The organism is Serratia sp. BIGb0163, from assembly GCF_024809935.1.
In the GTDB taxonomy this organism is placed as follows: domain Bacteria; phylum Pseudomonadota; class Gammaproteobacteria; order Enterobacterales; family Enterobacteriaceae; genus Serratia; species Serratia quinivorans.
In genome coordinates, this window is sequence record NZ_JANUDZ010000003.1 from 172,010 (window position 1) to 196,406 (window position 24,397).

The following is a 24,397-nucleotide window of genomic DNA, read 5'->3' on the forward strand; positions in this document are numbered from 1 at the left end:
AGCCTGTCAGTTGGCTATTCGCAGTATTTTCTAGATAACTTGGAGGTTTTCATGGCTGTCGCTGCCAACAAACGTTCGGTAATGACGCTGTTCTCTGGCCCGACCGACATTTTTAGCCATCAAGTACGTATCGTACTGGCGGAGAAAGGTGTCAGCGTTGAGATTGAGCAGGTTGAGTTGGATAACCTGCCGCAGGATCTGATTGACCTCAACCCGTACCAGACGGTGCCTACCCTGGTCGATCGCGAACTGACCCTGTATGAATCCCGTATCATCATGGAATACCTCGATGAGCGTTTCCCGCACCCACCATTGATGCCGGTCTACCCGGTTGCTCGTGGTGAGAGCCGCCTGATGATGCTGCGTATCGAGAAAAACTGGTATTCGCTGATGTACAAAATCGAGCAGAGCAACGGCCAGGAAGCTGAATCAGCTCGCCGTCAACTGCGCGAAGAACTGCTGGCGATTGCCCCTATCTTTGGTCAGACCCCGTACTTCATGAGCGAAGAGTTCAGCCTGGTGGATTGCTACCTGGCGCCGCTGCTGTGGCGTTTGCCGCAGTTGGGCATTGAACTGAGCGGTGCCGGTTCCAAAGAGCTGAAAGGCTACATGACTCGCGTGTTCGAGCGTGACGCCTTCCTGGCCTCCCTGACCGAAGCCGAGCGCGAAATGCGCCTGCAGACTCGGGGCTAAGCGTTATGGATATGTCTCAGATGACTCCGCGCCGTCCGTATCTGCTGCGAGCTTTCTATGACTGGCTGTTGGACAATCAGTTGACACCGCACCTGGTGGTGGATGTGACGCGTCCTGACGTTCTGGTGCCTATGGAATTCGCCCGTGATGGTCAGATCGTTCTGAACATCGCGCCGCGTGCTGTGGGCAACCTGGAGTTAGGCAACGACGAAGTGCATTTCAACGCACGTTTCGGTGGTGTACCGCGTGAAGTCTCGGTGCCAATGGCAGCGGTGCTGGCGATTTATGCCCGTGAGAACGGTGCAGGCACCATGTTCGAACCGGAAGCCGCTTATGAAGCGGAAGGCACGTTTGAAGGTTTGGACAATGAGACGATCCCTTCGGAAAGCCTGATGTCGGTGATTGATGGCGATCGCCCCGATCTGGATGAAGGTAACGATTCAGACGACGAGCCGCCACCGCCACCACGTGGTGGCCGCCCGGCACTGCGCGTGGTGAAATAATCCCGCAGCGGTGAACAGTAAAGGTCGCTTCGGCGACCTTTTTTATGGCCTGCGCCCCGGGAAAAAACAAAGGGCCCGGCAGATCACCTGCGGGCCCTTTGGGGAAAAGCCGGTGGAAGATTACACTTCCAGGTAGCTCATGATGCCATCGGCAGCTTTACGACCTTCGGCAATCGCCGTTACCACCAGATCCGACCCGCGCACCGCATCGCCACCGGCGAAGATTTTCGGGTTGCTGGTCTGGAAGGCATTATCGGTGCTTTCCGGTGCCACAATGCGGCCCTGTTTGTCGAGCTCAACGTCGTGCGCGGCCAGCCAGTCCATCTGGTGCGGACGGAAACCAAAGGCCATAACCACCGCGTCGGCATCAATGATGTGCTCGGAACCTGGCACCTGCTCAGCAACCTGACGGCCATTGGCATCCGGTGCGCCCAACTGGGTACGAACCATTTTCACTCCGGCCACGCGACCGGCGCTGTTGAGTTCGATGCTCAGTGGCTGCAGGTTGAATTTGAAATCAACCCCTTCCTCACGCGCGTTTTTCACTTCGCGTTTGGAGCCTGGCATGTTGGCTTCATCACGACGGTAGGCGCAGATAACATCGGTTGCCCCCTGGCGAATAGAGGTACGCACGCAGTCCATCGCGGTGTCACCACCGCCCAGCACCACCACACGCTTGCCTTCCATGCTGACATAAGGCTCGTGCTGCTCGGCCTGATAGCCCATCAACTGCTTGGTGTTGGCGATCAGGAACGGCAGGGCGTCATAGACCCCCGGCGCATCCTCGTTCTCCAGGCCACCGCGCATTGACTGATAGGTACCGACGCCGAGGAACACCGCGTCATAATCACTCAGCAGCGTCTCCATGGTGATGTCTTTGCCCACTTCGGTATTGAGTTGGAACTCAATGCCCATCTCGCTGAAGATGCCACGGCGCTTCACCATCACTTCTTTTTCCAGCTTGAAGGCCGGGATCCCGAAGGTCAGCAGGCCGCCGATCTCCGGGTGACGATCGTAAACCACCGCTTTCACGCCGTTACGGGTCAGCACATCGGCACAGGCCAGGCCAGCCGGGCCAGCCCCGATCACCGCCACGCGTTTACCGGTAGGCAGCACGTGAGACATGTCTGGTTTCCAGCCCATCTCAATCGCTTTATCGCTGATATAGCGTTCGATGTTGCCGATGGTCACCGCACCGAACTCGTCGTTCAGGGTACAGGAACCTTCACACAGACGATCCTGCGGGCAGACGCGACCGCACACTTCCGGCAGGCTGTTGGTCTGGTGCGCCAGATCCGCTGCCTCCATGATGCGGCCTTCATTCGCCAGCTTCAGCCAGTTCGGGATGTAGTTGTGAACCGGGCATTTCCATTCGCAATAAGGGTTACCGCAGGACAGACAACGGTCCGCCTGCGCCTTCGCCTGACTTTCCGAAAACGGCTCGTAAATCTCTACAAACTCAATTTTACGGATCTTGAGCGGTTTCTTTGGCGGATCAACGCGCTGCAGGTCGATAAATTGATAAACATTCTGACTCATTAATGACCTCTTACTGCGCCTGAACCCGCAGCTCGGCAGCGGTTCGACTACGGTGACCCAACAATGCTTTGACATCACTGGACTTCGGCTTGACCAGAGCGAACTTCGGTGCCCATTCCGGCCAGTTGGCCAGGATCTCTTCCGCACGCGAAGAACCGGTCGCCTGGACGTGCTCGGTAATCAAGCCGCGCAGGTGCTCTTCATGGATAGCCAGTTGTTCGACATCCAACACTTCCACCAACTCTGGATTCACACGTTTGCGGAACTCGCCGTCTTCATCCAGCACGTAGGCGAAGCCGCCGGTCATGCCCGCACCAAAGTTGATGCCGGTTTTGCCCATTACGCAGACAATACCGCCGGTCATGTATTCACAACCGTTGTCACCGATACCTTCGACGACGGTGATGGCACCGGAGTTACGCACGGCAAAGCGTTCGCCTGCCCGGCCAGCGGCGAACAACTTGCCGCCGGTCGCACCATACAAACAGGTATTGCCGATGATGCTGGCTTCGTGGCTGCGGAACGCAGAACCAATCGGCGGACGTACCGCGATACGGCCACCGGCCATGCCTTTACCAACGTAGTCGTTGGCGTCGCCGGTCAGGGTCAGTTCAACCCCACCCGCATTCCAGACGCCGAAGCTCTGGCCGGCGGTACCGGAGAAGTACGCCTTGATCGGGTCGGCAGCCATGCCCTGATCGCCGTGCACGGTTGCGATAGCCCCGGACAGGGTAGCGCCCACCGAACGGTCGGTATTGCGGATATCGAAGTAGAAAGCCTTGCTTTGTCTGGCTTCGATATGCGGTTGCGCCTGCGCCAGCAGATCTTTGTTCATCAACCCCTGGTCGAACGGCGGGTTGCTGCTTTCGGTGCAGTACAGCGCCTTGCCCGGATGCGGCGTGGCGGTTTGCAGCAACGGTGACAGATCCAGCTTGTTCTGCTTGGCAGAAATGCCATCCAACTCGGTCAGGAACTCGGTGCGGCCAATCAGATCTACCAGTTGGCTGACGCCCAGTTGCGCCATAATCTCGCGGGTTTCACGGGCGATAAACTGGAAGTAATTAACCACACGTTCCGGCAGGCCGTGGTAGTGATCGCGGCGCAGTTTTTCATCCTGAGTTGCTACGCCGGTTGCGCAGTTATTCAGGTGACAGATACGCAGATATTTACAGCCCAGCGCCACCATAGGGCCGGTGCCGAAGCCAAAGCTTTCCGCACCGAGGATCGCCGCTTTGACGATATCCACGCCGGTTTTCAGGCCACCGTCTACCTGCAAGCGGATTTTATGGCGCAGGCCATTAGCCACCAGCGCCTGCTGTGTTTCCACCAGACCCAGTTCCCACGGACAGCCGGCGTATTTTACCGAAGACAGCGGGCTGGCACCGGTACCGCCGTCGTAGCCGGCAATGGTGATCAGGTCGGCATAGGCTTTCGCCACGCCGGTGGCAATGGTACCCACGCCCGGTTCTGACACCAGTTTTACCGAAATCATCGCCTTCGGGTTGACCTGTTTCAGGTCGAAAATCAACTGCGCCAGATCTTCGATCGAGTAGATGTCGTGGTGCGGCGGTGGCGATATCAGGGTCACGCCCGGTACCGAGTAACGCAGCTTGGCGATATAAGGGGTCACCTTGTCGCCCGGCAACTGGCCGCCTTCACCCGGCTTGGCCCCTTGCGCCACTTTAATTTGGATCACATCGGCATTTACCAGGTAGGCCGGAGTCACGCCGAAACGGCCGGATGCCACCTGCTTGATGCGTGACACCTTGTTGGTGCCGTAACGTGCCGGATCTTCGCCGCCCTCGCCGGAGTTGGAGAAGCCGCCGAGGCTGTTCATGGCGATTGCCAGCGACTCATGCGCTTCCGGGCTCAGGGCGCCGATAGACATGGCCGCTGTATCGAAGCGTTTGAACAGCGACTCTGCCGGTTCAACCTGATCGACCGGAATTGGCGTGCTTTTCGGCGTGATGGCCAACAGGTCGCGCAGCATCGCCACCGGGCGTTCATTCACCAGCTTGGCGTAAGTCTGATAGTCGCTGTATTTGCCGCTGTGGACCGCGGTTTGCAGCGTGCTCACCACGTCAGGGTTGTACGCATGGTACTCGCCGTCGTGGACGAACTTCAGCAGGCCGCCTTGTTCCAGCGGTTTGCGTTTCAGCCAGGCGCGCTTGGACAGGTTTTGCAGATCCTGTTGGATGTCACTGAAGCTGGCACCGCCGATACGGCTGACCACGCCCTGGAAGCATAGATCGGACAGATCGCGATGCAGACCGACGGCCTCGAACAGTTTGGCGCAGCGGTAAGAGGCAATGGTCGAAATGCCCATTTTGGACATGATCTTGTACAGGCCTTTGTTGATGCCATTACGGTAGTTCAGCATCACTTCACGGTATTTCTTGTCGATCGCCTGGGTATCTACCAGTTTGGCCAGGGTTTCGTAGGCCAGGTACGGGTAGACCGCCGTTGCACCGAAACCCAGCAACACGGCGAAATGGTGTGGATCGCGGGCGCTGGCGGTTTCAACAATGATGTTGGCGTCGCAACGCAGGCTCTTTTCAACCAGACGGGTCTGGATCGCCCCTACGGCCATCGGTGCAGGCACCGGCAGACGGCTGGTGGAGATCGCGCGGTCCGACAATACCAGCAGCACAGCGCCGTCGCGGACTTTGCGTTCCGCTTCGTCGCACAGGGCGCGAATGGTCTGCTCCAGATCCTGCTCCGCCGGATCAAAGGTCAGATCAAGCGTATCGGCGCGATAATATTCGCCTTCCAGCGTGGTGAGCTGTTTGAAGTCGGAGTACAGCAGGATCGGTGATTTGAAGCTTAAACGGTGTGCCTGGCCTTCGGCCTCGCAGAACACGTTCATTTCGCGGCCGATGCTGGTCGCCAGCGACATCACATGCGCTTCACGCAGCGGGTCGATCGGTGGGTTGGTCACCTGGGCGAACTGCTGACGGAAATAGTCATAAATAATGCGCGGACGGCTGGAGAGCACTGCGAACGGGGTATCGTCACCCATTGAACCCGTGGCTTCCTGGCCAATCTCACCCAGCACGCGGATCACCTGATCCAGTTCTTCGCTGCTGTAACCAAACTGTTTCTGGTAAGTCTCAAGCTGCGAGTCGTCAAGCTCACGGCTGCCAACCTGATCGGCCGGTAGATCTTCGAATGGCACCAGACGTTTGACGTTCTTTTCCATCCACTCTTTATACGGATGGCGGCTTTTCAGATCGTCGTCGGTCTCGGCGGAGTGCAGGATCCTGCCGCTGCGGGTGTCGATCACCATCAGCTCGCCAGGGCCCACGCGGCCTTTCTCTACCACTTCATCGGGTTGGTAATCCCAGATACCGACTTCCGAGGCGCAGGTGATCAGCTTGTCTTTGGTGATGACGTAGCGCGCCGGACGCAGGCCGTTACGGTCCAGGTTACAGGCAGCGTAGCGGCCATCGGACATCACGATGCCGGCAGGGCCGTCCCACGGCTCCATGTGCATCGAGTTGAAGTCGAAGAAGGCGCGCAGATCGGTATCCATATCCGGGTTGTTCTGCCATGCCGGCGGCACCAGCAGGCGCATGGCACGGATCAGATCCATCCCGCCCGCCAGCAGCAGTTCCAGCATGTTATCCAGCGAGCTGGAGTCGGAGCCGGTTTCGTTAACGAAGGGGGCAGCAGTCTGCAAGTCCGGGATCAGCGGCGTCTGGAATTTATAAGTACGGGCACGCGCCCACTGACGGTTGCCGGTGATGGTGTTGATCTCGCCGTTGTGCGCCAGATAGCGGAACGGCTGCGCCAGCGGCCAGCGCGGCACGGTGTTGGTGGAAAAACGCTGGTGGAACAGGCAGATGGCCGATTCCAGACGCAAGTCCGCCAAATCAAGATAGAAACGCGGCAGATCCGCAGGCATGCACAGGCCTTTATAGATCGTCACCAGATTCGAGAAGCTGCAGACGTAGAAGCTGTCGTCCTGGACGCGCTTCTCGATACGGCGACGCGCGATAAACAGGCGGCGTTCCATATCACGCGGACGCCAACCGGCCGGGGCGTTCACGAAGATTTGTTCAATGCGTGGCAGAGAAGAGAGGGCGATCTCACCCAATACGTCCGGGTTGGTCGGCACTTCACGCCAGCCGACTACCGACAGCGTTTCATTCTGCAGCTCTTCTTCGACAATGCGGCGGCTGGCACGGGCTTCCTCTTCGTTCTGGCTGAGGAACATCATGCCAACGGCGTAGTTCTTGGCTAAACGCCAGCTGCGCTCTTCTGCGACCATGCGGAAGAAGCGATCGGGCTTTTGCAATAACAGGCCGCAACCGTCGCCAGTCTTGCCGTCAGCAAGGATTGCGCCACGGTGCTGCATACGGGCAAGTGCGTGAATAGCGGTACGCACCACCTTATGGCTAGGTTCGCCTTCTATGTGGGCGATCAGGCCGAAACCACAGTTGTCCCGCTCTTGGGATTTATCGTACAACATATCAGTGAACCTCCCCAGGCTCTGCGTGACTCTCACAACCCACTGCGAGCGGCTTCTTAATTTCAGGCAGAAGTCCAATCAGCAAGGTTAATAGCGCCGATCTGCTTTTCCGCCCTCCGTTAATGGCCTCTCGTGACGGTTCTCACAAGTGGTAAATGACTTGTTTTAAGAGGGAGTCTTAAATTACTGCATAAATATGACGAGACGTTTGCCCGTCCAGAAAGCTTCCAGCGGACTTCCAACTTAGCGAGAAAGAATACGCAGGTCAACTATAGGCCTAAGGGGGTTTCTTATGGGATTTTTTGCGCTCAATTAGTTGATATTTAATATGTTATATCCGTTTTTGAGCTTGTGCAGGAGAGCAGTAACCCCCGGAGAAATGTGAGCTGTCTCACTATAGTGCAACGCCTGAATCTCTGCACCATGCTAGTGCGGGTGGGAATGTCGGAATTTTATTCTAATAAGTTATTCTTTTTCGTTGTTTATAACTATTTTTCATCGCTTTGTCATATTGACGTGAACGGTTGCGTGAGAATAAGAAAAATTCATCTCGGCCAGAGTGATTTTATTTGCATTTATAATGAATAGTTATGCCTGGTGAAGCCTTGCGGGGAAAGCGTTGATCTCTGTCATCGCGGGAAAAGCCGTTTCTTATTAGCATCACGGGCTTTGAGCACAGAGACTCCCAAGATTATGCAGTTGCCGCAATTAGTCAATATGTTTGGCGCCGATCTTCAGCGCCGCTATGGTGAAAAGATCCATAAACTCACGCTGCATGGCGGTTTCAGTTGCCCGAACCGCGATGGCACGCTTGGGCGCGGTGGCTGTACCTTTTGCAATGTGGCCTCTTTCGCCGATGAACAGATGCAGCAACAAAGTATCGCCGAGCAGCTGGCGCTGCAGGCGGTCAGGGTCAACCGTGCCAAGCGTTATCTGGCCTATTTCCAGGCTTATACCAGTACTTATGCCGAAGTGAACCTGCTGGCACAGATGTATCGGCAGGCGCTGGCGCAGGCGGATATGGTCGGTATCTGCGTCGGCACGCGCCCGGACTGTGTACCGCCCGCCGCACTGGATCTGCTGGCGGGTTACCTTGAACAGGGCTATGAGGTGTGGCTGGAGTTGGGGCTACAGACCGCGCACGATAAAACTCTGAAACGCATCAATCGCGGCCATGATTTCTCCTGTTATCAGCACACCGCCCGGCTGGCGCGTGAACGCGGGTTGAAGGTCTGCAGCCATCTGATTGTTGGGCTGCCAGGGGAAACGGCCGCCGACCATCTGGCGACCCTGCAACAGGTGGTGGACAGCGGGGTGGACGGCATCAAGCTGCACCCGCTGCATATCGTGACCGGCAGCACCCTGGCGCGGGCCTGGCAGGCTGGGCGCTTGCCTGAGCTGGCGCTCGAGGAGTATGCCTGCAGCGCCGGTGAGATGATCCGCCATACGCCGAAAGAGGTGGTGTATCACCGCATCTCCGCCAGTGCCCGCCGGCCGACGCTGTTGGCACCATTATGGTGCGAAAACCGTTGGAACGGCATGCAGGCGGTGGGGGGGTATCTGCAACGCCATGGCGGTCAGGGCAGCGCATTGGAAGAAAAGCAGCAATATCGCCCTTGCGCACTGTTTTGATTTGCAATCTTTCCCACACTTCGGCGTTTGCTTTCTTATCTCACCGGGGTTTTACGGTATGATTTACAAGATTCTGTCTGATGGGAGCGGCTATGAAGCAAATCCGGGTGTTAGCCCAGTACTACGTTGATTTAATGGTAAAACTGGGGCTGGTGCGCTTTTCGCTGCTGCTGGCATCGGCGCTGGTGGTGCTGGCGATGGTGGTACAGATGGCGGTCACCATGCTGCTGCGCGGGGAAGTAGAAAGCATAGACGTGGTGCGTTCCATCTTCTTCGGCCTGCTGATTACGCCATGGGCGGTCTATTTTCTGTCGGTGGTGGTCGAACAGCTTGAGGAGTCGCGCCAGCGCCTGACGCGGCTGGTGGATAAGCTCGAAGAGATGCGCCACCGCGACCTGGAGCTGAACCAACAGCTTAAGGACAACATCAGCCAACTGAATCAGGAAATTGCCGACCGTATCAAGGCGGAAGAGGAACGTCAGCAGGTGATGGACAAACTGACGGGAGAGATGGAGCAGCGTGAACTGGCGCAGATCGAACTGGGCCAGCAGTCGGCGCTGTTGCGCTCCTTCCTCGATGCTTCACCGGATCTGGTCTATTACCGCAACGAAGACAAAGAGTTCTCTGGTTGTAACCGGGCGATGGAACTGCTGACCGGCAAAAGCGAAAAGCAGCTGATCGGTCTGACGCCTTTTGACGTCTACGGTGAGGAAATTGCCGAGAAGGTAATCGAAACCGACGAGAAAGTGTTCCGTCACAACGTCTCACTGACCTACGAACAGTGGCTGGTTTACCCGGATGGTCGCAAGGCCTGTTTTGAGCTGCGCAAGGTGCCGTTTTACGACCGCGTGGGCAAACGCCACGGCCTTATGGGCTTTGGCCGCGATATAACCGAGCGTAAGCGCTATCAGGACGCGCTGGAGAATGCCAGCAGGGACAAGACTACCTTCATCTCAACGATCAGCCACGAGCTTCGTACGCCGCTTAACGGCATCGTCGGCCTGAGTCGCATTCTGCTCGATACCGAATTAAACGACGAACAGCTGAAATACCTCAAAACCATCCATGTCAGCGCCATCACGCTGGGTAATATCTTCAATGACATTATCGAGATGGACAAACTCGAGCGCCGTAAAGTGCAGCTCGACAATCAACCGGTGGACTTTACCGGCTTCCTGGCCGATTTGGAAAACCTCTCCGGCCTGCTGGTGCAGCCGAAAGGACTGCAGTTTGTGATGGAGCCGCAGCAACCGCTGCCGCAACAAATCATCGCCGATGGCACCCGCCTGCGGCAGATCCTGTGGAACCTGATCGGCAACGCGGTGAAGTTTACCCCGCAGGGGCAAATCGTGGTGCGGGTGCGGCGTGAAGAGCAGGATCGGCTGGTGTTTGAAGTGGAAGACTCCGGCATGGGCATTCCGCAGGATGAACAGGACAAGATCTTCGCCATGTATTATCAGGTGAAGGATCAGCACGGCGGCCGTCCGGCAACCGGTACCGGCATTGGGCTGGCGGTTTCCAAGCGGCTGGCGCAGAGCATGGGCGGCGATATCACCGTCAGCAGCGTACAGGGGCAGGGTTCTTGCTTCACCTTATCCATCAAGGCACCGGCGGTGCAGGAAGTGGAAAGTGAAACCGCAGTTGAAGAGGAACTGCCATTGCCGGCGCTGCATATCCTGCTGGTGGAAGATATTGAGCTGAATGTGATTGTGGCGCGTTCGGTACTGGAAAAACTGGGTAACAGCGTTGAAGTGGCGATGAACGGCCAGGATGCGCTGGCCATGTTTGATCCGGACGAGTTCGATCTGGTGCTGTTGGACATCCAGTTGCCGGATATGACCGGGCTGGATATCGCCCGGATACTGCGTGAACGCTATGCCGGGCAGGCATTGCCACCGCTGGTTGCGCTGACTGCCAACGTACTGAAAGACAAAAAAGAGTACCTCGACGCGGGAATGGACGATGTGCTGAGCAAGCCGCTGTCGGTACCGGCGCTGACCAAAGTGATTAAACATTACTGGGATCATCAACCCTCTCACACCACGAAGAAAACGGAGCAAAAGACGATGAAGATTAATGAGTCTTTACTGGATACCACCATGCTGGAACAGTATATGGACCTGGTGGGGCCGCAGTTGATTCATCAGAGCCTGGAGATGTTTGAGCAGATGATGCCAGGTTATCTGGCAGTGCTGGATTCCAACATGACGGCGCGCGATCAGAAAGGCATCACGGAAGAGGGGCATAAAATCAAAGGTGCCGCCGGCTCGGTTGGCCTGCGTCATTTGCAACAGATTGCGCAGCAAATTCAAACTCCGACGCTGCCGGCATGGTGGGATAACGTGCAAGATTGGGTTGATGAGTTGAAGCTGGAATGGCGCAACGATGTGCAGGTACTGCGTGAGTGGGTAGCGGAAGCTGAAAAAAAATGACCCCGACCTAGGCCGGGGTGCGCGAATATTGCGCCAACACCAGGGAAATTGTGAACCTGCGTATTGGTTTTAATGTTCTGGTCGAGCAGGTTGTAGAGAATTCCTAAACATCATACAGCCAACAACATAGCAAATGTAAGCGCTCTTGTTAGAAGATTCATTAAAATGTGTGATGTAGATTAGTGTTTGTCAACTCAGAGCACTAACCAGTTGACAGTAGCGACAGGAGGAAGGGTGATGAAAAACGTTGGCGTAGTGCTGAGTGGCTGTGGGGTTTATGACGGTTCGGAGATCCATGAAGCCGTCCTGACGCTGCTGGCGTTGGACCGGGCGGGGGCGCAGGCGGTGTGTTTTGCCCCGGATAAACCTCAACTTCATGTTATCAATCATTTATCTGGCGATGTAGTGCCGGAAAATCGCAATGTTTTAGTGGAGTCTGCGCGCATTGCCAGAGGTAAGGTTCAGCCGCTTTCGCAGGCTGACGCCAGCCAACTCGACGCCCTGATCGTCCCCGGCGGCTTTGGTGCGGCAAAGAACCTCAGCAGTTTTGCCAGCGAAGGGGCGGAATGCTGGATTGATAAGGATTTGGCTAAGTTAACGCAGCAAATGCATAAGGCAAATAAACCAATTGGTTTTATGTGTATTGCGCCTGCCTTGCTGCCGAAGTTGCTGGATCAACAAGTGCGGCTGACCATTGGCAACGATCCCGACCTGGGTGAAGTGATTGATGCCATGGGCGGCGAGCCGGTGATTTGTCCGGTTGACGACATCGTAGTGGATATCGAGAACAAAGTGGTGACTACGCCGGCCTATATGCTGGCGAAATCGATCGCTGAGGCGGCCAGCGGAATTGATAAGCTGGTTTCACGGGTGCTGGATTTGACTGAATGAGAAAATCTGCGGGCAAATCGATTTTTTCCCGGCCCTGGTTTTGGCTGAAACGTGGATTAATTGTGCTGGTTGGCGCATGGCTACTGGGGATCCTTGCCTTTGCTTTCCTGCCAGTGCCTTTTTCTGCGGTGATGGTTGAACGGCAGATCGGTGCCTGGTTGAGTGGCGATTTTAGCTATGTGGCGCATTCCGACTGGGTGTCGATGGACGATATTTCCCCGCAGATGGCGTTGGCGGTGATGGCGGCGGAAGATCAGAAATTCCCGGAGCACTGGGGGTTTGACGTGGCGGCGATCGAAAAGGCGTTTAGCCACAACGAACGGCGGCCCACGCGCATCCGTGGTGCATCCACGCTGTCCCAGCAAACGGCGAAGAACCTGTTCCTGTGGGATGGGCGTAGCTGGCTGCGTAAAGGGCTGGAGGCCGGGCTGACATCGGGCATTGAGCTGGTGTGGACCAAGCGACGGATCCTGACGGTTTATCTGAATATCGTGGAGTTCGGCGACGGCGTCTTCGGCGTGGAGGAAGCGTCACAGCGCTTTTTCAATAAACCGGCCAAACGTCTGACGGCCTCAGAGGCGGCATTGCTGGCGGCAGTCTTGCCCAACCCGCATCGCTTCAAAGCCAATGCGCCTTCGGGCTACGTGGTACAGCGGCAGCAGTGGATCATGCGCCAGATGCGTCAGTTGGGTGGTGAAGGGTTTCTGAAAGAAAATAATCTGGATTGAGTGAGCTTTCCCCTCTCCGGTGGGAGAGGGCCGGGGTGAGGGCATCAGACAATGCTGAAGCCACTTTCCCCGGCAAGCGGTTATTTCACAAAGGTAAAGGCGGTGGTGACGTGTTTCACGCCGCCGACCTGGCTAGCCGTCTGTGCCGCAGACTGCGCTTCCTGTTGCGTGACCAGACCCAGCAGGAACACTTCACCATTTTCGGTGGTGACTTTCACATTGGATGATTTCACTGCATCGCTGGTGAGCAATTGTGAACGCACCTTGGTGGTGATCCAGGTGTCGGAAGACGCGGTGCTCAGACTGACCGGTGTACCCTGACGGACCTCGTTATACACTTCGGTAGTGCCTTCAACACCCATCGCGATTTGCTTGGCGCGGGCGGCCAGATCGGTATTCGGCGCCTGGCCGGTCAGCAGCACCTTACCCTGATAGGCGGTCGCAACCACCCGGGCCTCTTTCTTCAACTGCTGATCTTTACTCAGGGCGTTTTCAACCCGGGCTTCCAGCGTGCCGTCGTCTACCTGAGTCCCGACGCTACGTGGGTCGGTGGCCGTTTTGGTGGCAACGGCGGCGCTGCCAACGACAACGCCTGCAATACAGCCTTGTAACAGCAGGGCGCTGGACAGCACTGCAAATGTGGCTTTCAGCTTCATCTCAGTTCCTTATTCGTCCTGGTGGGGAAACAACGTACTATCAATCAGGTCGCATAGGCAATTTACGGTAAGCATATGCATTTCCTGAATACGTGCACTGCGGTGTGATGGAATGCGGATCTCGACATCCTGCTGGCCGAGCAAGCCGGCCAGTTCACCGCCGTCATAGCCGGTCAGTGCGACAATCGTCATGTCGCGCGTCACTGCGGCTTCGACCGCTTTCACAATATCACGGCTGTTGCCGCGGGTGGAAATTGCCAGCAATACGTCGCCGGCATGGCCGAGCGCGCGGACTTGTTTGGCATAAACTTCGTCGTGCAGACGATCGTTGGTGATCGCCGTCAGCACCACGTTATCGGCATTCAGCGCAATGGCCGGCAGGCTTGGGCGCTCGGTTTCAAAGCGATTGATCATGCTGGCGGCGAAATGCTGCGCGTTGGCCGCCGAGGTGCCGTTGCCGCAGCACAGAATTTTATTACCGTTAAGTAAGGATTGAACCAGCGTCATCGCAGCACGCGAAATGGCGTCGGGCAAGGCCTCCGCTGCCGCAATCTGGGTTTGGATGCTTTCGGTAAAACAGGCTTTAATTCTATCCAGCACGTTGTATTAATCCACTAAGTCAAAGGGCCGGTCTGCACCGGTAAACCATGATTAATCCGCATTGAAGGCGTTGGGTATCCATTCTAACTGGCTACCGGTGATGGCCAAAACATCAAAACGGCAAGACGATGTGTCAAAACTGGCTCCGCGTCCCGCCAGCCACACGGCGGCGGCATGCAGCAACCGCTGTTGCTTGCGGTAAGTGACGCTGGCAGCCGCACCGCCAAAAGCGTCACTGCGGCGGTAGCGGACTTCAACGAACACCCAGGTTTGACCATCGCGCATGATGAGATCGAGCTCACCGCCGCGCAGCGCCACATTGGCGGCGCAGAAGGTGAGCCCGGCGCGTTCCAGATAGTGGCGGGCCTGTAACTCATAGCCCGCCCCTATGGCGCGTTGACTCAAGAGACCGGAACGACCGTGCCCTGACGATATTGCAGCCAAGGCAGCTTTCTGTTGATCACACAGCCTGGCGCGGCGGTGAGTACGCCAGTGGTGCCGGAGACCTGGAAGCCAGGCAACTGGCGCATTTCAGCAAAGTGGTTGGACAATGTCCAGGCATCCATCCCCATTGCGTACAGGCGCACCAGCGAATAGTCGTTGCGGAACTGGCTGCTTGCCTGCTGCAACAACTGCGGGTTAGCACCGGCCAACAATGGAATATCACTAAATTGCAGGCCTTCCATTTCCAGGCGGAAGTCCGGGCCGGCACCGGCCTGGTAGCTGCGAGAACTGGCGTACATTGCCGGTTTGCTGCGCGAGTTGGTGGCCATATCGATCATCGGTTTAATCAGCGTCAGCTGGGACTGAGTCGCGACGATATACACCGAGTCTACGCTGCCACCGCTGGTTGCAGGCGTATCGCTTGGTGGTGCCGGAATAGTCAGCCCGGCAATGGTCACTGCCTGCGGCGCCGGTGCGGTGGAGATTGGCGTACCGGACATGCGAATACCACCGCTGTTGACCATCTGGCGCAGCTCACTGGCGGAACCGATGCCTTGCTGCAGCACGGTTTGGCCACCCAGTTTCTGCCACTCCTGGTTAAAGGCTTTGGCAACGCGATCGCCGAAGGCACCGCGTGGGATCAGCAACAGCGGCTGCCGCTTCTGCTGTTCCCAAATATGACGGGCTGCATCACGCGCTTCGTCTTCCGGAGAAAGGGCGAAGTAACAGATATTCGGGTTATCTTTCGGCGTTTCCGGCTGATTGAGCGCCAGTACGTTCAGCGTAGTGGTGCTGCTGGCCAGTTGATCGACGTTTTCTTTCAGCAGCGGGCCGACCACCAGGGTCGCGCCATCCTGCTGTGCCTGCGTCAGCAACGCGGCCAGCGGTTGGCTGGAGGTATCATACACCTTAATCTGTGCGTTAGCGGCCTGCGGCGGTGTAATTGGCGCAGTAGAAGGCGCAGAAGGCTGGGCGGCGGTCACCGGGGCCGCATCCGGTGACGAGGTGCTCACCGCACCATTGGCGTTTGGATCGGTTGATGCCGGTTGCGCTGCCTGCTCAGGTACGCTGGCGGGTTGTTGTTGCTGAACCGGCGTAGAAGGCGTCACGCCATTTTTAGCCGCTTCAAAGCCTTTTTGGATCGCGTCGGCGAACACTTTGGCCTGGCCGTTCAACGGCAGCAGCAGGGCGATTTTCGACGTGGAAGCCTGGGTAAAGTGCAGTACCTGGTTCAACTGGGTCGGTAGCGTTTTCGCCGCTGGGTTCTGCGGGTAACGGTTCTGCCAGTCTTTAATCCCGGCCTTCAGCAGGTCAGGATCCTGTTTGTTGTCCTGATATACCCGCAGCAGATCCAGCCAGCCTTGCAGCACATTTTCATTGGCGTTGATCACCAGGCTGTTCATGTCCTGCGGCGTCAGTTGCAGCAGTGACTGCCAGGTTTGATCCAGGTTGTTCTGATGTGCCTTGCCGGTCAGCAATGGCTCTTGCGCAATGTAAGCGCGGATTAGCGGCAGGGAAGCTTTACCCTGATTGACCGCGATCTGAGCCTGGTAGAAGCGCACCAGCTGATTGGCTGATAGCGAGCCGCTATCGATATGACCCAGCGTGCTGCGCGCGCTGACGTAGCTTTTGTTCGCCACCTGCAGTTCTGCGGTCAGCAACTGGCTTTCCACCTGCTGCACGCTGCTGAGGTTTTTCGGCAGTTGGTTCAGTTGTTCACTGGCCTGCGGCAGTTTCCCTTCGCGTAACAACGCGCGAATAGCAAGTAATTGCCAGTCAGCCTTGTTATCATTGCTGCTTTGCTGCAGCTGCTGCAGATAGTAATCGGAACTGGCGCTCGCTTCGTCCTGTATATTGGCAGGCGGCGTCTGCGGGGCCTGACTTGGACAGCCTGCAAGGAACAGGGCTGCTGCGATAACTGCGGTAAGTCGGACAGGCTTTGAACGCCCTGCTTTGGTACGAACGAATGTTGAGGAAAGCATACTGTATCCAGTGATGTTTTTTTCAAGATGCTCAATATTAAATCGGCAACCCGGATGAAACAATGAATCAACACCAACAATCAGTCATTTCTGCATCAACGCTGTATGTGGTGCCCACCCCAATCGGCAATTTAGGGGATATTACCCACCGTGCGTTAGAGGTACTGAAAAGCGTTGATCTGATTGCGGCGGAAGACACGCGCCATACCGGGTTGCTGCTGCAACACTTTGCGATTAGCGCGCGGTTGTTTGCGCTGCATGACCATAACGAACAACAAAAGGCCGATCAACTGTTGGCGAAACTGCAGGAAGGCCAGAGCATTGCGCTGGTTTCCGATGCGGGTACGCCGTTGATCAACGATCCTGGTTATCACCTGGTGCGCCGTTGCCGTGAAGCAGGCATCCGTGTGGTGCCGCTGCCAGGTGCCTGTGCGGCAACTACCGCACTTTGTGCCGCCGGTTTGGCTTCAGACCGCTTCTGCTACGAAGGGTTCCTGCCGGCGAAAACCAAGGGGCGTAAGGATACGCTGATGGCGCTGGCAGAGGAACCGCGCACGTTGATTTTCTACGAATCCACCCACCGTTTACTGGAAAGTTTGCAGGACATGGTCACCGTCTGGGGGCCGCAACGTTATGTGGTGCTGGCGCGCGAGCTGACCAAAACCTGGGAATCCATCACCGGCGCACCGGTTGGTGAACTGCTGGCCTGGGTGCAGGAAGATGAAGTCAGACGTCGCGGCGAAATGGTACTGATCGTTGAAGGCCACAAGGCGCAGGAGGACGCATTGCCGCTGGAGGCGCTGCGTACCCTGGCACTGCTGCAAAAAGAACTGCCGTTGAAAAAGGCGGCGGCGCTGGCGGCGGAGATCCACGGCGTGAAGAAAAATGCGTTGTATAAATATGCTTTAGAGCAACAAGAACAGTAAAGCGGTTGACCTGCGGTGGGCGCAACGCTACTATCCGCGCCGGAGTTGACCAGACAGTCGCCGCTTCATTGCCGTCCCTTTCGGGGGAGACAGATGGAGGGGAGGAAAGTCCGGGCTCCATAGGGCAGGGTGCCAGGTAACGCCTGGGAGGCGCAAGCCTACGACTAGTGCAACAGAGAGCAAACCGCCGATGGCCCGCGCAAGCGGGATCAGGTAAGGGTGAAAGGGTGCGGTAAGAGCGCACCGCGCGACTGGCAACAGTTCGTGGCACGGTAAACTCCACCCGGAGCAAGGCCAAATAGGGGTTCACATGGTACGGCCCGTACTGAACCCGGGTAGGCTGCTTGAGCCAGTGAGCGATTGCTGGCCTAGAGGAATGACTGTCCACGACAGAACCCGGCTTACCGGTCAGCTCCCTCTATAAAGAAAACCCCGCGTGACGCAAGTTACGCGGGGTTTTTTCCTTTCTGGATGCCCATTACACCGGCAAATCGATCAGCAGTGCGCGCAGCGGTGTCTCGGCGCGGATGGTCAGGCGGTTTTCCTCGTGGATAAACGCCCCATCGCCGCAGGTCAGGTGTTGGCTGTCGTTGCGCTCGCCATGGGCTTCAATGGTGCCGTGGATCGATTGCAGGTACGCCCGCGGTCCGTTCAGCGCCAGCGTCTGCTGTTCGCCCGGCTGTAAATCCAGATGGTGGATCCACACCTGTTGACGCAGTTGCAGACTGCTCTGAGCACCGTCTGGCGAGGCCAGCAGTGTCAGGCCGGCCTCTGGCAACATCAGGCGCTGTACGCGTTCGTTGTTGCGCTCTGGGCAGGCATCCAGCCACAGTTGCAAGCGGGTCAGCGGCGTATCACTGCTGATGTTCTGCTCGCTGTAACTCAGCCCCGGCTGGGTGGCCAGCAGCAAAGCCTCACCGGCACTGGCGTTGACCGTGTTGCCTTCGCTGTCGCGGTATTCCGCTTTACCCTGCAGGATTAAATTCAGGATATCCACGCTGGGGTAGGTGCGTGGCTGGAACGACGCGCCCGGTGCCAGCACTTCTTGATTTAACACCCGCAGCGAGGCGTAGCCCATCAGCTTGGGATCGAAGTAGTGTCCAAAAGAAAAGGTGTAGCGAGCCTGCAGCCAACCAAAGTCAGCTTGCCCGCATTGTTGTGCTGTTCTGCATGTAATCATGGCAATCGGCTCTCTAAATTCATTATCTAGATGGTAAGCATCTGGACGGCGGATTGTTAGCCAGTTAATCTGGTCGGTATATTCAAATTTCCTGACAGAGAGATTCGATGGCCAGAGATCGGGCGTTAACGCTTGAAGCGTTAAGGGTTATGGATGCGATTGACCGACGTGGCAGCTTCGCTGCGGCAGCCGATGAGCTGGGGCGCGTGCCTTCGGCGCTCAGCTACACCATGCAAAAATTGGAAGAAGAATTGGACGTGGTGCTGTTCGACCGCTCCGGGCACCGTACCAAGTTCACCAACGTCGGACGTATGCTGCTGGAGCGCGGACGGGTACTGCTGGAGGCGGCAGACAAGCTGACCACCGATGCCGAAGCGCTGGCGCGCGGCTGGGAAACCCACCTGACGATTGTCAGCGAGGCGCTATCACCCCCGAGCAAACTGTTTCCGCTGGTCGATAAACTCGCGCTGAAGGCCAATACCCAGGTGTCGATCTTGACCGAAGTGCTGGCCGGTGCCTGGGAAAGGCTGGAGCAGGGGCGAGCCGATATTGTTATCGCTCCGGATATGCACTTCCGCGCGTCGTCCGAAATCAATACGCGTAAGCTGTACAAGGTGATGAGCGTGTATGTGGCCGCACCGGGCCATCCAATCCACCTGGAACCGGAGCCGCTGTCTGAAGTGACGCGCGTGAAGTACCGCGGTATTGCGGTCGCGGATACCGCCCGGGAACGCCCGGTACTGACGGTGCAATTACTGGATAAGCAGCAGCGTCTGACGGTCAGCACCATTGAAGACAAGCGCCTGGCATTGCTGGCCGGGCTGGGTGTGGCGACCATGCCTTACCCGATGGTCGAGAAAGACATTGAAGAAGGGCGTCTGCGCGTTGTGGGGCCGGAATACAGCCGCGAAGTTGACATCATTATGGCCTGGCGGCGTGACAGCATGGGGGAGGCAAAGGCCTGGTTCCTGCGCGAAATTCCGCGTCTGTTTGCACAGTTGGAACGACAGTAAAACTCCCTCTTGCCGTTAAGCAAAAGGGAGGTGTGCGTTAACCAAAACGCCGGTCGCGGCCGTGTGGCTCATCCAAATCTTGCACCGGTCCGATAGAAATAATGCCGTGCGGATTGATGGTGGCATGGCTGCGGTAATAGTGATTGCGGATGTGCGGCAGGCTGACCGTTTCGGCAATGCCCGGCATTTGGTAGATGTCCCGCAGGAAGCCGTACAGGTTGAGATAATCGCTGATACGGTGTTTGTCGCATTTAAAGTGGGTGACATACACCGGGTCGAAGCGTATCAGCGTGGTCCACAGGCGCAGATCGGCCTCAGTCAGGCGATCGCCCGTCAGGTAACGTTGTTGCCCCAGGATCTGTTCCAGTCGCGCCAGCGCGTCAAACACCCCGTTTACCGCTTCGTCATAGGCTTCCTGGCTGGTGGCGAAACCGGCCTTGTAGACGCCATTATTCACCTGGTCATAAATCCAACCATTCAGTTCATCAATTTGTCCGCGCAGCTCGGTGGGATAATAGTCGCCGGCGCGTGCGCCAACACCATCAAATGCGTTGTTGAACATGCGAATGATATCGGCGGATTCATTGCTGACGATGGTCTGTTGCTGTTTGTCCCACAGCACTGGCACCGTCACGCGGCCGGTGTAGTGCGGGTCGGCGCGCAGGTAAAGCTGGTAGAGAAAATCCGAGTGGTACAGGCTGTCGCCGGTGGCCTCAGGGAAGTCGGTGCCAAAGGTCCAGCCATTTTCCAGCATCAGCGGATGCACCACGGAAACGGGAATGAGTGACTCCAACCCTTTCAGTTTACGCATCAGCAGCGTGCGGTGCGCCCAGGGGCAGGCGAGTGAAACGTACAGGTGATAACGATCCTGCTCCGCTTTAAAACCTCCGACTCCGTGTTCGCCCGGCTGACCGTCGGCGGTCACCCAGTTGCGGAACTGAGAGGTTGAGCGTTTGAAACGGCCCCCGGTGGATGAGGTGTCATACCAGATGTCTTGCCAAACGCCATCGACGAGTTGTCCCATGGGAATCTCCTTCGTGTCCGAGTGAAAAAGCAAAAGGGCCCGACATGCGGGCCCCTGAGTCGGTGTTAAAACCTTACCACTTTTTGTTCAGAAGACGGTCGATGCTGAAACCGCCTGGGCCGGCAACGGCCAGTACGATGAAGCCGCCGGCGATGGTCAGGTTCTTCATGAACATCAGCTGGTTTACGCCATCTGCAAAGTTAGTATGGAACAGTAACGCGGTCAGGATGGTAAAACCGGCGGTGAACAGTGCCACGGTGCGAGTCAGGAAACCGAACAAAATTGCCAGACCGCCGCCAAATTCCAGCAGGATGGTCAGCGGCAGCAGGAAGCCAGGTACGCCCATCGATTGCATGTACTGTTGGGTGCCGGCATAGGCATCACCCATTTTGCCGTAGCCTGCCACGATAAACAGGATTGGCATCAGAATACGAGCAACCAGCAAACCTGCATCTTCTAATTTTTTCATCATTTACTCCAAAGTGATTTTTGTTTGCCAGTTTTGGCGTTTGTCATGTTAGTGAGCGGTATGCCGGGTATCTGACCCTGTCCTGCCCGTTTCGTCTTGATGGAGTGAATGTTAATCGGGATGAGTACGCTTTGTTAGCAAGTAAAACTGTCGTATTTTTTCAAAAAAACTGAATCTTTAGCCTGCTAACAAATCGTGGGGAATCAGAAAGTTGCCCAGCCTTCACCGGCAGAAACGCAAAGTCTCTGTGAAAAGGCGGGCAAAACATCGGAAGTATTGATGGAAGGGGGGAAGGTTACTTGCTGGAAAACGTTTTCTGGATCAAGCGGATAGTACCAAAGGCACCAAAAGCGCGGCGTGACCAGCGAATCAACTTGCTGGGATGGCGGATGCCGTACAACGCCATCACGCTGGAACCGACCACCAGATATTTACGCAGGCCGAAAAGGGTTTGCCAGCCGCGATCGATGCGCTCGGTCTTTTCCAGCCACAGGGTTTTGTTTTCGGCAAGATCCAGCCTTTGTTGCTGGATCTTGCCAATCAACTTCTCTTTTCTCCATTCCAGATAGCGGCGGCGATTCATTTTTCACCTTCCAGCTCGGAACGGTCGATTTCCAACTGATTGCGTGTCGCACCCAGCAGCGTGGAGCGGCGCGCTTTGACCAGTGTCCAGATAGCGCCAGCCACGGCCAGGAACAACAGCACACCGGTCGTCGTGCCTAACGCGATCAAACGGTAGACGGGATCTACGGCCCAGAAAATCAGGATCAGCAGGCTCATCAGGCCGAATGCGGTGAATAACAGGGTCATACCGGCCATAATCAGCAACTGAATGAGGTTAGCTTTCTCCTCCTCCAGCTCGACCACGGCCAGTCGAACCCGGGTCTCCACCATACCGACCAGAATGGTGATGATGCGCTGGGCGACATCCAGGACCCCTTTAGCGGGGCCCTGTGCACGAACTTGCGGTTGTTCTGCCATAATTAGCGGCGCGCTAACAGAACGCCCAGCACTACGCCGACCGCAGCGCCGATACCGATACCGGTCCACGGATTATCACGAACATACTCGTCCGCCTGGCCGGCGATTTGTTTGGTCTGGGAGGCAATCTTGTCCCCGGCATCGCTCAGGCGAGCACGGGTATCCTTCAGCGCACCTTCAGCTTTGGAACGCAACTTTTCCAGCTCGGCTTTTGGCTTATCGGTGGAAGAGTTCAACACTTCTTCCAGCGTATCGGCTAAGGATTTAAGTTCAGCGCGTAAGTTTTCTGCATTTGAATCATGTGCCATGTGATTATTCCTTAACGTTAACTTCGACAGACTTTCAACATAGCGGATTTTTTCGCCGGAGCAAAGGGCGGATGAGTAGCTGATATCACTAAGCATCCATTTTATACGCAATAAAAATCCCGTGTGGCGTGGCTCTCAGCGATAAATCCGCTGGTGTAAAAAAATTATTCCGCTTGAGCTTGTTTCAGCTCGGCTTGAGCTTCAGCCAGCTTTTTCTGTTTCTTGGCCACTTTCTCCAGGTTGCCGGTCTGCTGGGCTTCTTTCAGTTCCTGCTGACGCTCGGTGACCTTGCTTTGTTTTTCATCGATTTTTTTCTGACGATCGGCCTGCAGGCTGGCTGGAGTGCAATGGGTCTGCACTTCGCTCAATGCCGTTTTCAGCCCGGCGACACGCTGAGTATTGCCGTGCTGGGTGGCATAATCGATCTGTTTCTGAATTTCTTGTGCCTTGGTCACACAGCCATTCTCTGCTGCGAATGACAGGGCCGGCACGAGGAATAATGGGAGGGCAAGTAACACCGAATGGCGTAATTTCATGTTATCAGTTCCTTAATTATTGGGATGCATTGGTAAACATCCTCTGTTCCTGACTGCCAACAAAGGCAGCGCGACAGGAGTCTTACGCTGCTGACTGACGCTAACCTTTAGCATAGTCATGGAAAGCGTAGACCCCCAAAGAATCCGCCCCAGTTCGGTGGTGATTGGTGATTAATTGAACAGTGAGGCTAAATGAAAGGAAAGCCCTTCATATGAAGGGGGTATTATCCCAGATTGAGTGGGGCGCGTGCAAATTCACGCACCCAATGGGTAGGAACAGGGGATTCGCTGAGGGCGATGATGTAGCCCGGTGGCAAAATGTTTTGCAATGCTTCGCGCGCCAGCAACTGTTGTTCCGGCGAGTCCAGGCGGATCACCAGGCCATCGCCTTCCGGGGTGATGCTTTTGATGCGAATGCCTCGCTGATCCAGCCTTTGGTAGACATAGAAACCGTCAGGTAGCGAAAGGCCTTGCTGGCCCGCACGGATGCGCAGTTCGCTTTCGGTACGCACCATGCAGGGCACCAACAGCGTGGCGAGTGCCAGTAAAGCTAGCGCAATCAGCAACACGTACTGCCAGCGCGGGCGCTTGATCATCACGCCCCTTTCCCCTGATCGGCGCGTTTCTTGCGCCACAGCACGATTAACGAGCCCACCAGCCCCGCTACCAGCAACACCAGCGGCAGTAGCATCAGGCAGAACATCAGTTGGTCTTCATATTTGCGGAACACCGGAGTTTTGCCCAAGGCAAAGCCCAGCGAGGTCAGGATCACCACCCACAGCAGACCGCTCATCCAGTTAAAGAACTGGAAACGTGCGTTGCTCAGGCCGGAGAGGCCGGCAATGGTCGGCAGCAGAGTGCGGACAAACGCCAGGAAACGGCCGACCAGCAGAGCGGAAAGCCCGTGGCGGTGGAACAGCTGATGGGCACGCTGGTGATAGTGAGCCGGCAGATGGGATAGCCAGCCCTGCACGGTTCGGGTATTACCGAGCCACTTGCCCTGTATGTAACTGACCCAACACCCCAGACTGGCGGCGACGGTGAGGATAAAAATGGTGAGCGGGAAATTCATGGTGCCTTTGGCGATCAGCACGCCAACCAGGATCAACAGGCTGTCACCCGGCAGAAACGCCGCCGGCAACAGGCCATTTTCCAGGAACAGAATCAAAAACAGCAGGCCGTAGAGCGTCCAGACTAGCGAGGGATTCGCCAGCGTCTCAAAATCCTGCTGCCATAAGGCATGTAACAGTTCTTTAATGATGTCCATCCGGTGTTCCTAAAACGTCATTGTTTGTTTTTGTCTCAGCGGCGGATCGGGAGTGGACGCAGAGCGCGCGGGCGATCCTGGCTGCTGATAATGATGAAACGGCGTTGCTTTTTAGTGGTTTC

General features: G+C 56.5%; 23 protein-coding genes and 1 other RNA gene. 9 read left to right on the top strand and 15 right to left on the bottom strand.

Annotated features, from left to right (window positions below; translation table 11 throughout):
- The first annotated feature begins 51 nt into the window (after positions 1–51).
- Together sspA and sspB are read left to right on the top strand one after the other, a co-directional pair.
- On the top strand, positions 52–693 hold the full coding sequence (gene sspA / locus M2406_RS13890; protein WP_012147043.1) for a stringent starvation protein SspA: 642 nt from the start codon (positions 52–54) through the stop codon (positions 691–693).
- Between the two features lie 5 nt (positions 694–698).
- A complete protein-coding gene (gene sspB / locus M2406_RS13895) occupies positions 699–1,196 on the top strand; it encodes a ClpXP protease specificity-enhancing factor (protein WP_012147042.1) in 498 nt (165 codons plus the stop codon).
- Between the two features lie 120 nt (positions 1,197–1,316).
- On the opposite strand, the gene M2406_RS13900 is transcribed toward sspB, so the two are convergent.
- A complete protein-coding gene (locus M2406_RS13900) occupies positions 1,317–2,735 on the bottom strand; it encodes a glutamate synthase small subunit (RefSeq protein WP_115183668.1) in 1,419 nt (472 codons plus the stop codon).
- 10 nt (positions 2,736–2,745) lie between these two features.
- Complete coding sequence (gene gltB / locus M2406_RS13905) at positions 2,746–7,206, bottom strand: glutamate synthase large subunit (RefSeq protein WP_259190353.1); 4,461 nt, start codon at positions 7,204–7,206, stop codon at positions 2,746–2,748.
- Positions 7,207–7,899: 693 nt separating this feature from the next.
- On the opposite strand from gltB, the gene M2406_RS13910 reads away from it, so the two are divergent.
- From M2406_RS13910 to mtgA, 4 genes are all read left to right on the top strand, one after another.
- Positions 7,900–8,838 carry a TIGR01212 family radical SAM protein gene (locus tag M2406_RS13910; protein WP_259190354.1) on the top strand — a complete coding sequence of 313 codons (939 nt, stop codon included), beginning with the start codon at positions 7,900–7,902 and terminating at the stop codon, positions 8,836–8,838.
- A gap of 92 nt (positions 8,839–8,930) precedes the next feature.
- Complete coding sequence (gene arcB / locus M2406_RS13915) at positions 8,931–11,270, top strand: aerobic respiration two-component sensor histidine kinase ArcB (protein ID WP_012147038.1); 2,340 nt, start codon at positions 8,931–8,933, stop codon at positions 11,268–11,270.
- A 237-nt stretch (positions 11,271–11,507) separates the two neighbouring features.
- Positions 11,508–12,161 carry an isoprenoid biosynthesis glyoxalase ElbB gene (gene elbB, locus M2406_RS13920; protein WP_017894133.1) on the top strand — a complete coding sequence of 218 codons (654 nt, stop codon included), beginning with the start codon at positions 11,508–11,510 and terminating at the stop codon, positions 12,159–12,161.
- Entirely contained in the window at positions 12,158–12,889 is a 732-nt protein-coding gene (gene mtgA, locus M2406_RS13925; RefSeq protein WP_012147036.1) for a monofunctional biosynthetic peptidoglycan transglycosylase, read from the top strand. The genes elbB and mtgA overlap by 4 nt, the downstream gene beginning before the upstream one ends.
- Positions 12,890–12,969: 80 nt before the next feature.
- On the opposite strand, the gene dolP is transcribed toward mtgA, so the two are convergent.
- The 4 genes from dolP to M2406_RS13945 are packed head-to-tail and all read right to left on the bottom strand — an operon-like array spanning position 12,970 to position 16,571.
- Positions 12,970–13,545: a division/outer membrane stress-associated lipid-binding lipoprotein gene (gene dolP / locus M2406_RS13930; protein WP_012147035.1), complete on the bottom strand. Its 576-nt coding sequence runs from the start codon at positions 13,543–13,545 to the stop codon at positions 12,970–12,972.
- 9 nt (positions 13,546–13,554) lie between these two features.
- On the bottom strand, positions 13,555–14,145 hold the full coding sequence (gene diaA / locus M2406_RS13935) for a DnaA initiator-associating protein DiaA (protein ID WP_004948462.1): 591 nt from the start codon (positions 14,143–14,145) through the stop codon (positions 13,555–13,557).
- Positions 14,146–14,196: 51 nt separating this feature from the next.
- Positions 14,197–14,550 carry a YraN family protein gene (locus M2406_RS13940; protein WP_012147034.1) on the bottom strand — a complete coding sequence of 118 codons (354 nt, stop codon included), beginning with the start codon at positions 14,548–14,550 and terminating at the stop codon, positions 14,197–14,199.
- Positions 14,547–16,571, bottom strand: coding sequence for a penicillin-binding protein activator (locus M2406_RS13945; RefSeq protein WP_259190355.1), 2,025 nt, complete (start codon positions 16,569–16,571; stop codon positions 14,547–14,549). The genes M2406_RS13940 and M2406_RS13945 overlap by 4 nt, the downstream gene beginning before the upstream one ends.
- A gap of 62 nt (positions 16,572–16,633) precedes the next feature.
- Here M2406_RS13945 and rsmI point away from each other — a divergent pair, with 62 nt between their 5' ends.
- Both rsmI and rnpB read left to right on the top strand, forming a co-directional pair.
- Positions 16,634–17,497, top strand: coding sequence for a 16S rRNA (cytidine(1402)-2'-O)-methyltransferase (gene rsmI, locus M2406_RS13950; protein WP_012147032.1), 864 nt, complete (start codon positions 16,634–16,636; stop codon positions 17,495–17,497).
- Positions 17,498–17,538: 41 nt separating this feature from the next.
- Positions 17,539–17,917: RNase P RNA component class A (rnpB, locus tag M2406_RS13955), an RNA gene on the top strand.
- Between the two features lie 58 nt (positions 17,918–17,975).
- Here rnpB and M2406_RS13960 read toward each other — a convergent pair.
- On the bottom strand, positions 17,976–18,677 hold the full coding sequence (locus tag M2406_RS13960) for a pirin family protein (protein ID WP_259190356.1): 702 nt from the start codon (positions 18,675–18,677) through the stop codon (positions 17,976–17,978).
- Between the two features lie 107 nt (positions 18,678–18,784).
- Between M2406_RS13960 and M2406_RS13965 the strand changes: the two genes are divergently transcribed.
- Positions 18,785–19,690: a LysR family transcriptional regulator gene (locus M2406_RS13965; protein WP_012147030.1), complete on the top strand. Its 906-nt coding sequence runs from the start codon at positions 18,785–18,787 to the stop codon at positions 19,688–19,690.
- Positions 19,691–19,727: 37 nt separating this feature from the next.
- Here the strand turns inward: M2406_RS13965 and M2406_RS13970 are convergent, their stop codons facing one another.
- The 8 genes from M2406_RS13970 to M2406_RS14005 form a co-directional block, all read right to left on the bottom strand.
- Complete coding sequence (locus tag M2406_RS13970; protein ID WP_259190357.1) at positions 19,728–20,714, bottom strand: glutathione S-transferase family protein; 987 nt, start codon at positions 20,712–20,714, stop codon at positions 19,728–19,730.
- Between the two features lie 73 nt (positions 20,715–20,787).
- Positions 20,788–21,183, bottom strand: a complete 396-nt coding sequence (locus M2406_RS13975; RefSeq protein WP_112363736.1) for a DoxX family protein — start codon at positions 21,181–21,183, stop codon at positions 20,788–20,790.
- A 295-nt stretch (positions 21,184–21,478) separates the two neighbouring features.
- Positions 21,479–21,766 carry a YqjK-like family protein gene (locus tag M2406_RS13980; RefSeq protein ID WP_174354457.1) on the bottom strand — a complete coding sequence of 96 codons (288 nt, stop codon included), beginning with the start codon at positions 21,764–21,766 and terminating at the stop codon, positions 21,479–21,481.
- Positions 21,763–22,164: a phage holin family protein gene (locus M2406_RS13985; RefSeq protein WP_012147026.1), complete on the bottom strand. Its 402-nt coding sequence runs from the start codon at positions 22,162–22,164 to the stop codon at positions 21,763–21,765. The genes M2406_RS13980 and M2406_RS13985 overlap by 4 nt, the downstream gene beginning before the upstream one ends.
- 2 nt (positions 22,165–22,166) lie before the next feature.
- A complete protein-coding gene (locus M2406_RS13990; RefSeq protein ID WP_012147025.1) occupies positions 22,167–22,472 on the bottom strand; it encodes a YqjD family protein in 306 nt (101 codons plus the stop codon).
- A 164-nt stretch (positions 22,473–22,636) separates the two neighbouring features.
- Positions 22,637–23,008: a DUF1090 domain-containing protein gene (locus tag M2406_RS13995; RefSeq protein ID WP_012147024.1), complete on the bottom strand. Its 372-nt coding sequence runs from the start codon at positions 23,006–23,008 to the stop codon at positions 22,637–22,639.
- Positions 23,009–23,232: 224 nt separating this feature from the next.
- Positions 23,233–23,604: an EnvZ/OmpR regulon moderator MzrA gene (gene mzrA / locus M2406_RS14000; protein WP_012147023.1), complete on the bottom strand. Its 372-nt coding sequence runs from the start codon at positions 23,602–23,604 to the stop codon at positions 23,233–23,235.
- Positions 23,604–24,275 carry a DedA family protein gene (locus M2406_RS14005; protein WP_012147022.1) on the bottom strand — a complete coding sequence of 224 codons (672 nt, stop codon included), beginning with the start codon at positions 24,273–24,275 and terminating at the stop codon, positions 23,604–23,606. The genes mzrA and M2406_RS14005 overlap by 1 nt, the downstream gene beginning before the upstream one ends.
- Positions 24,276–24,397: the final 122 nt, after the last annotated feature.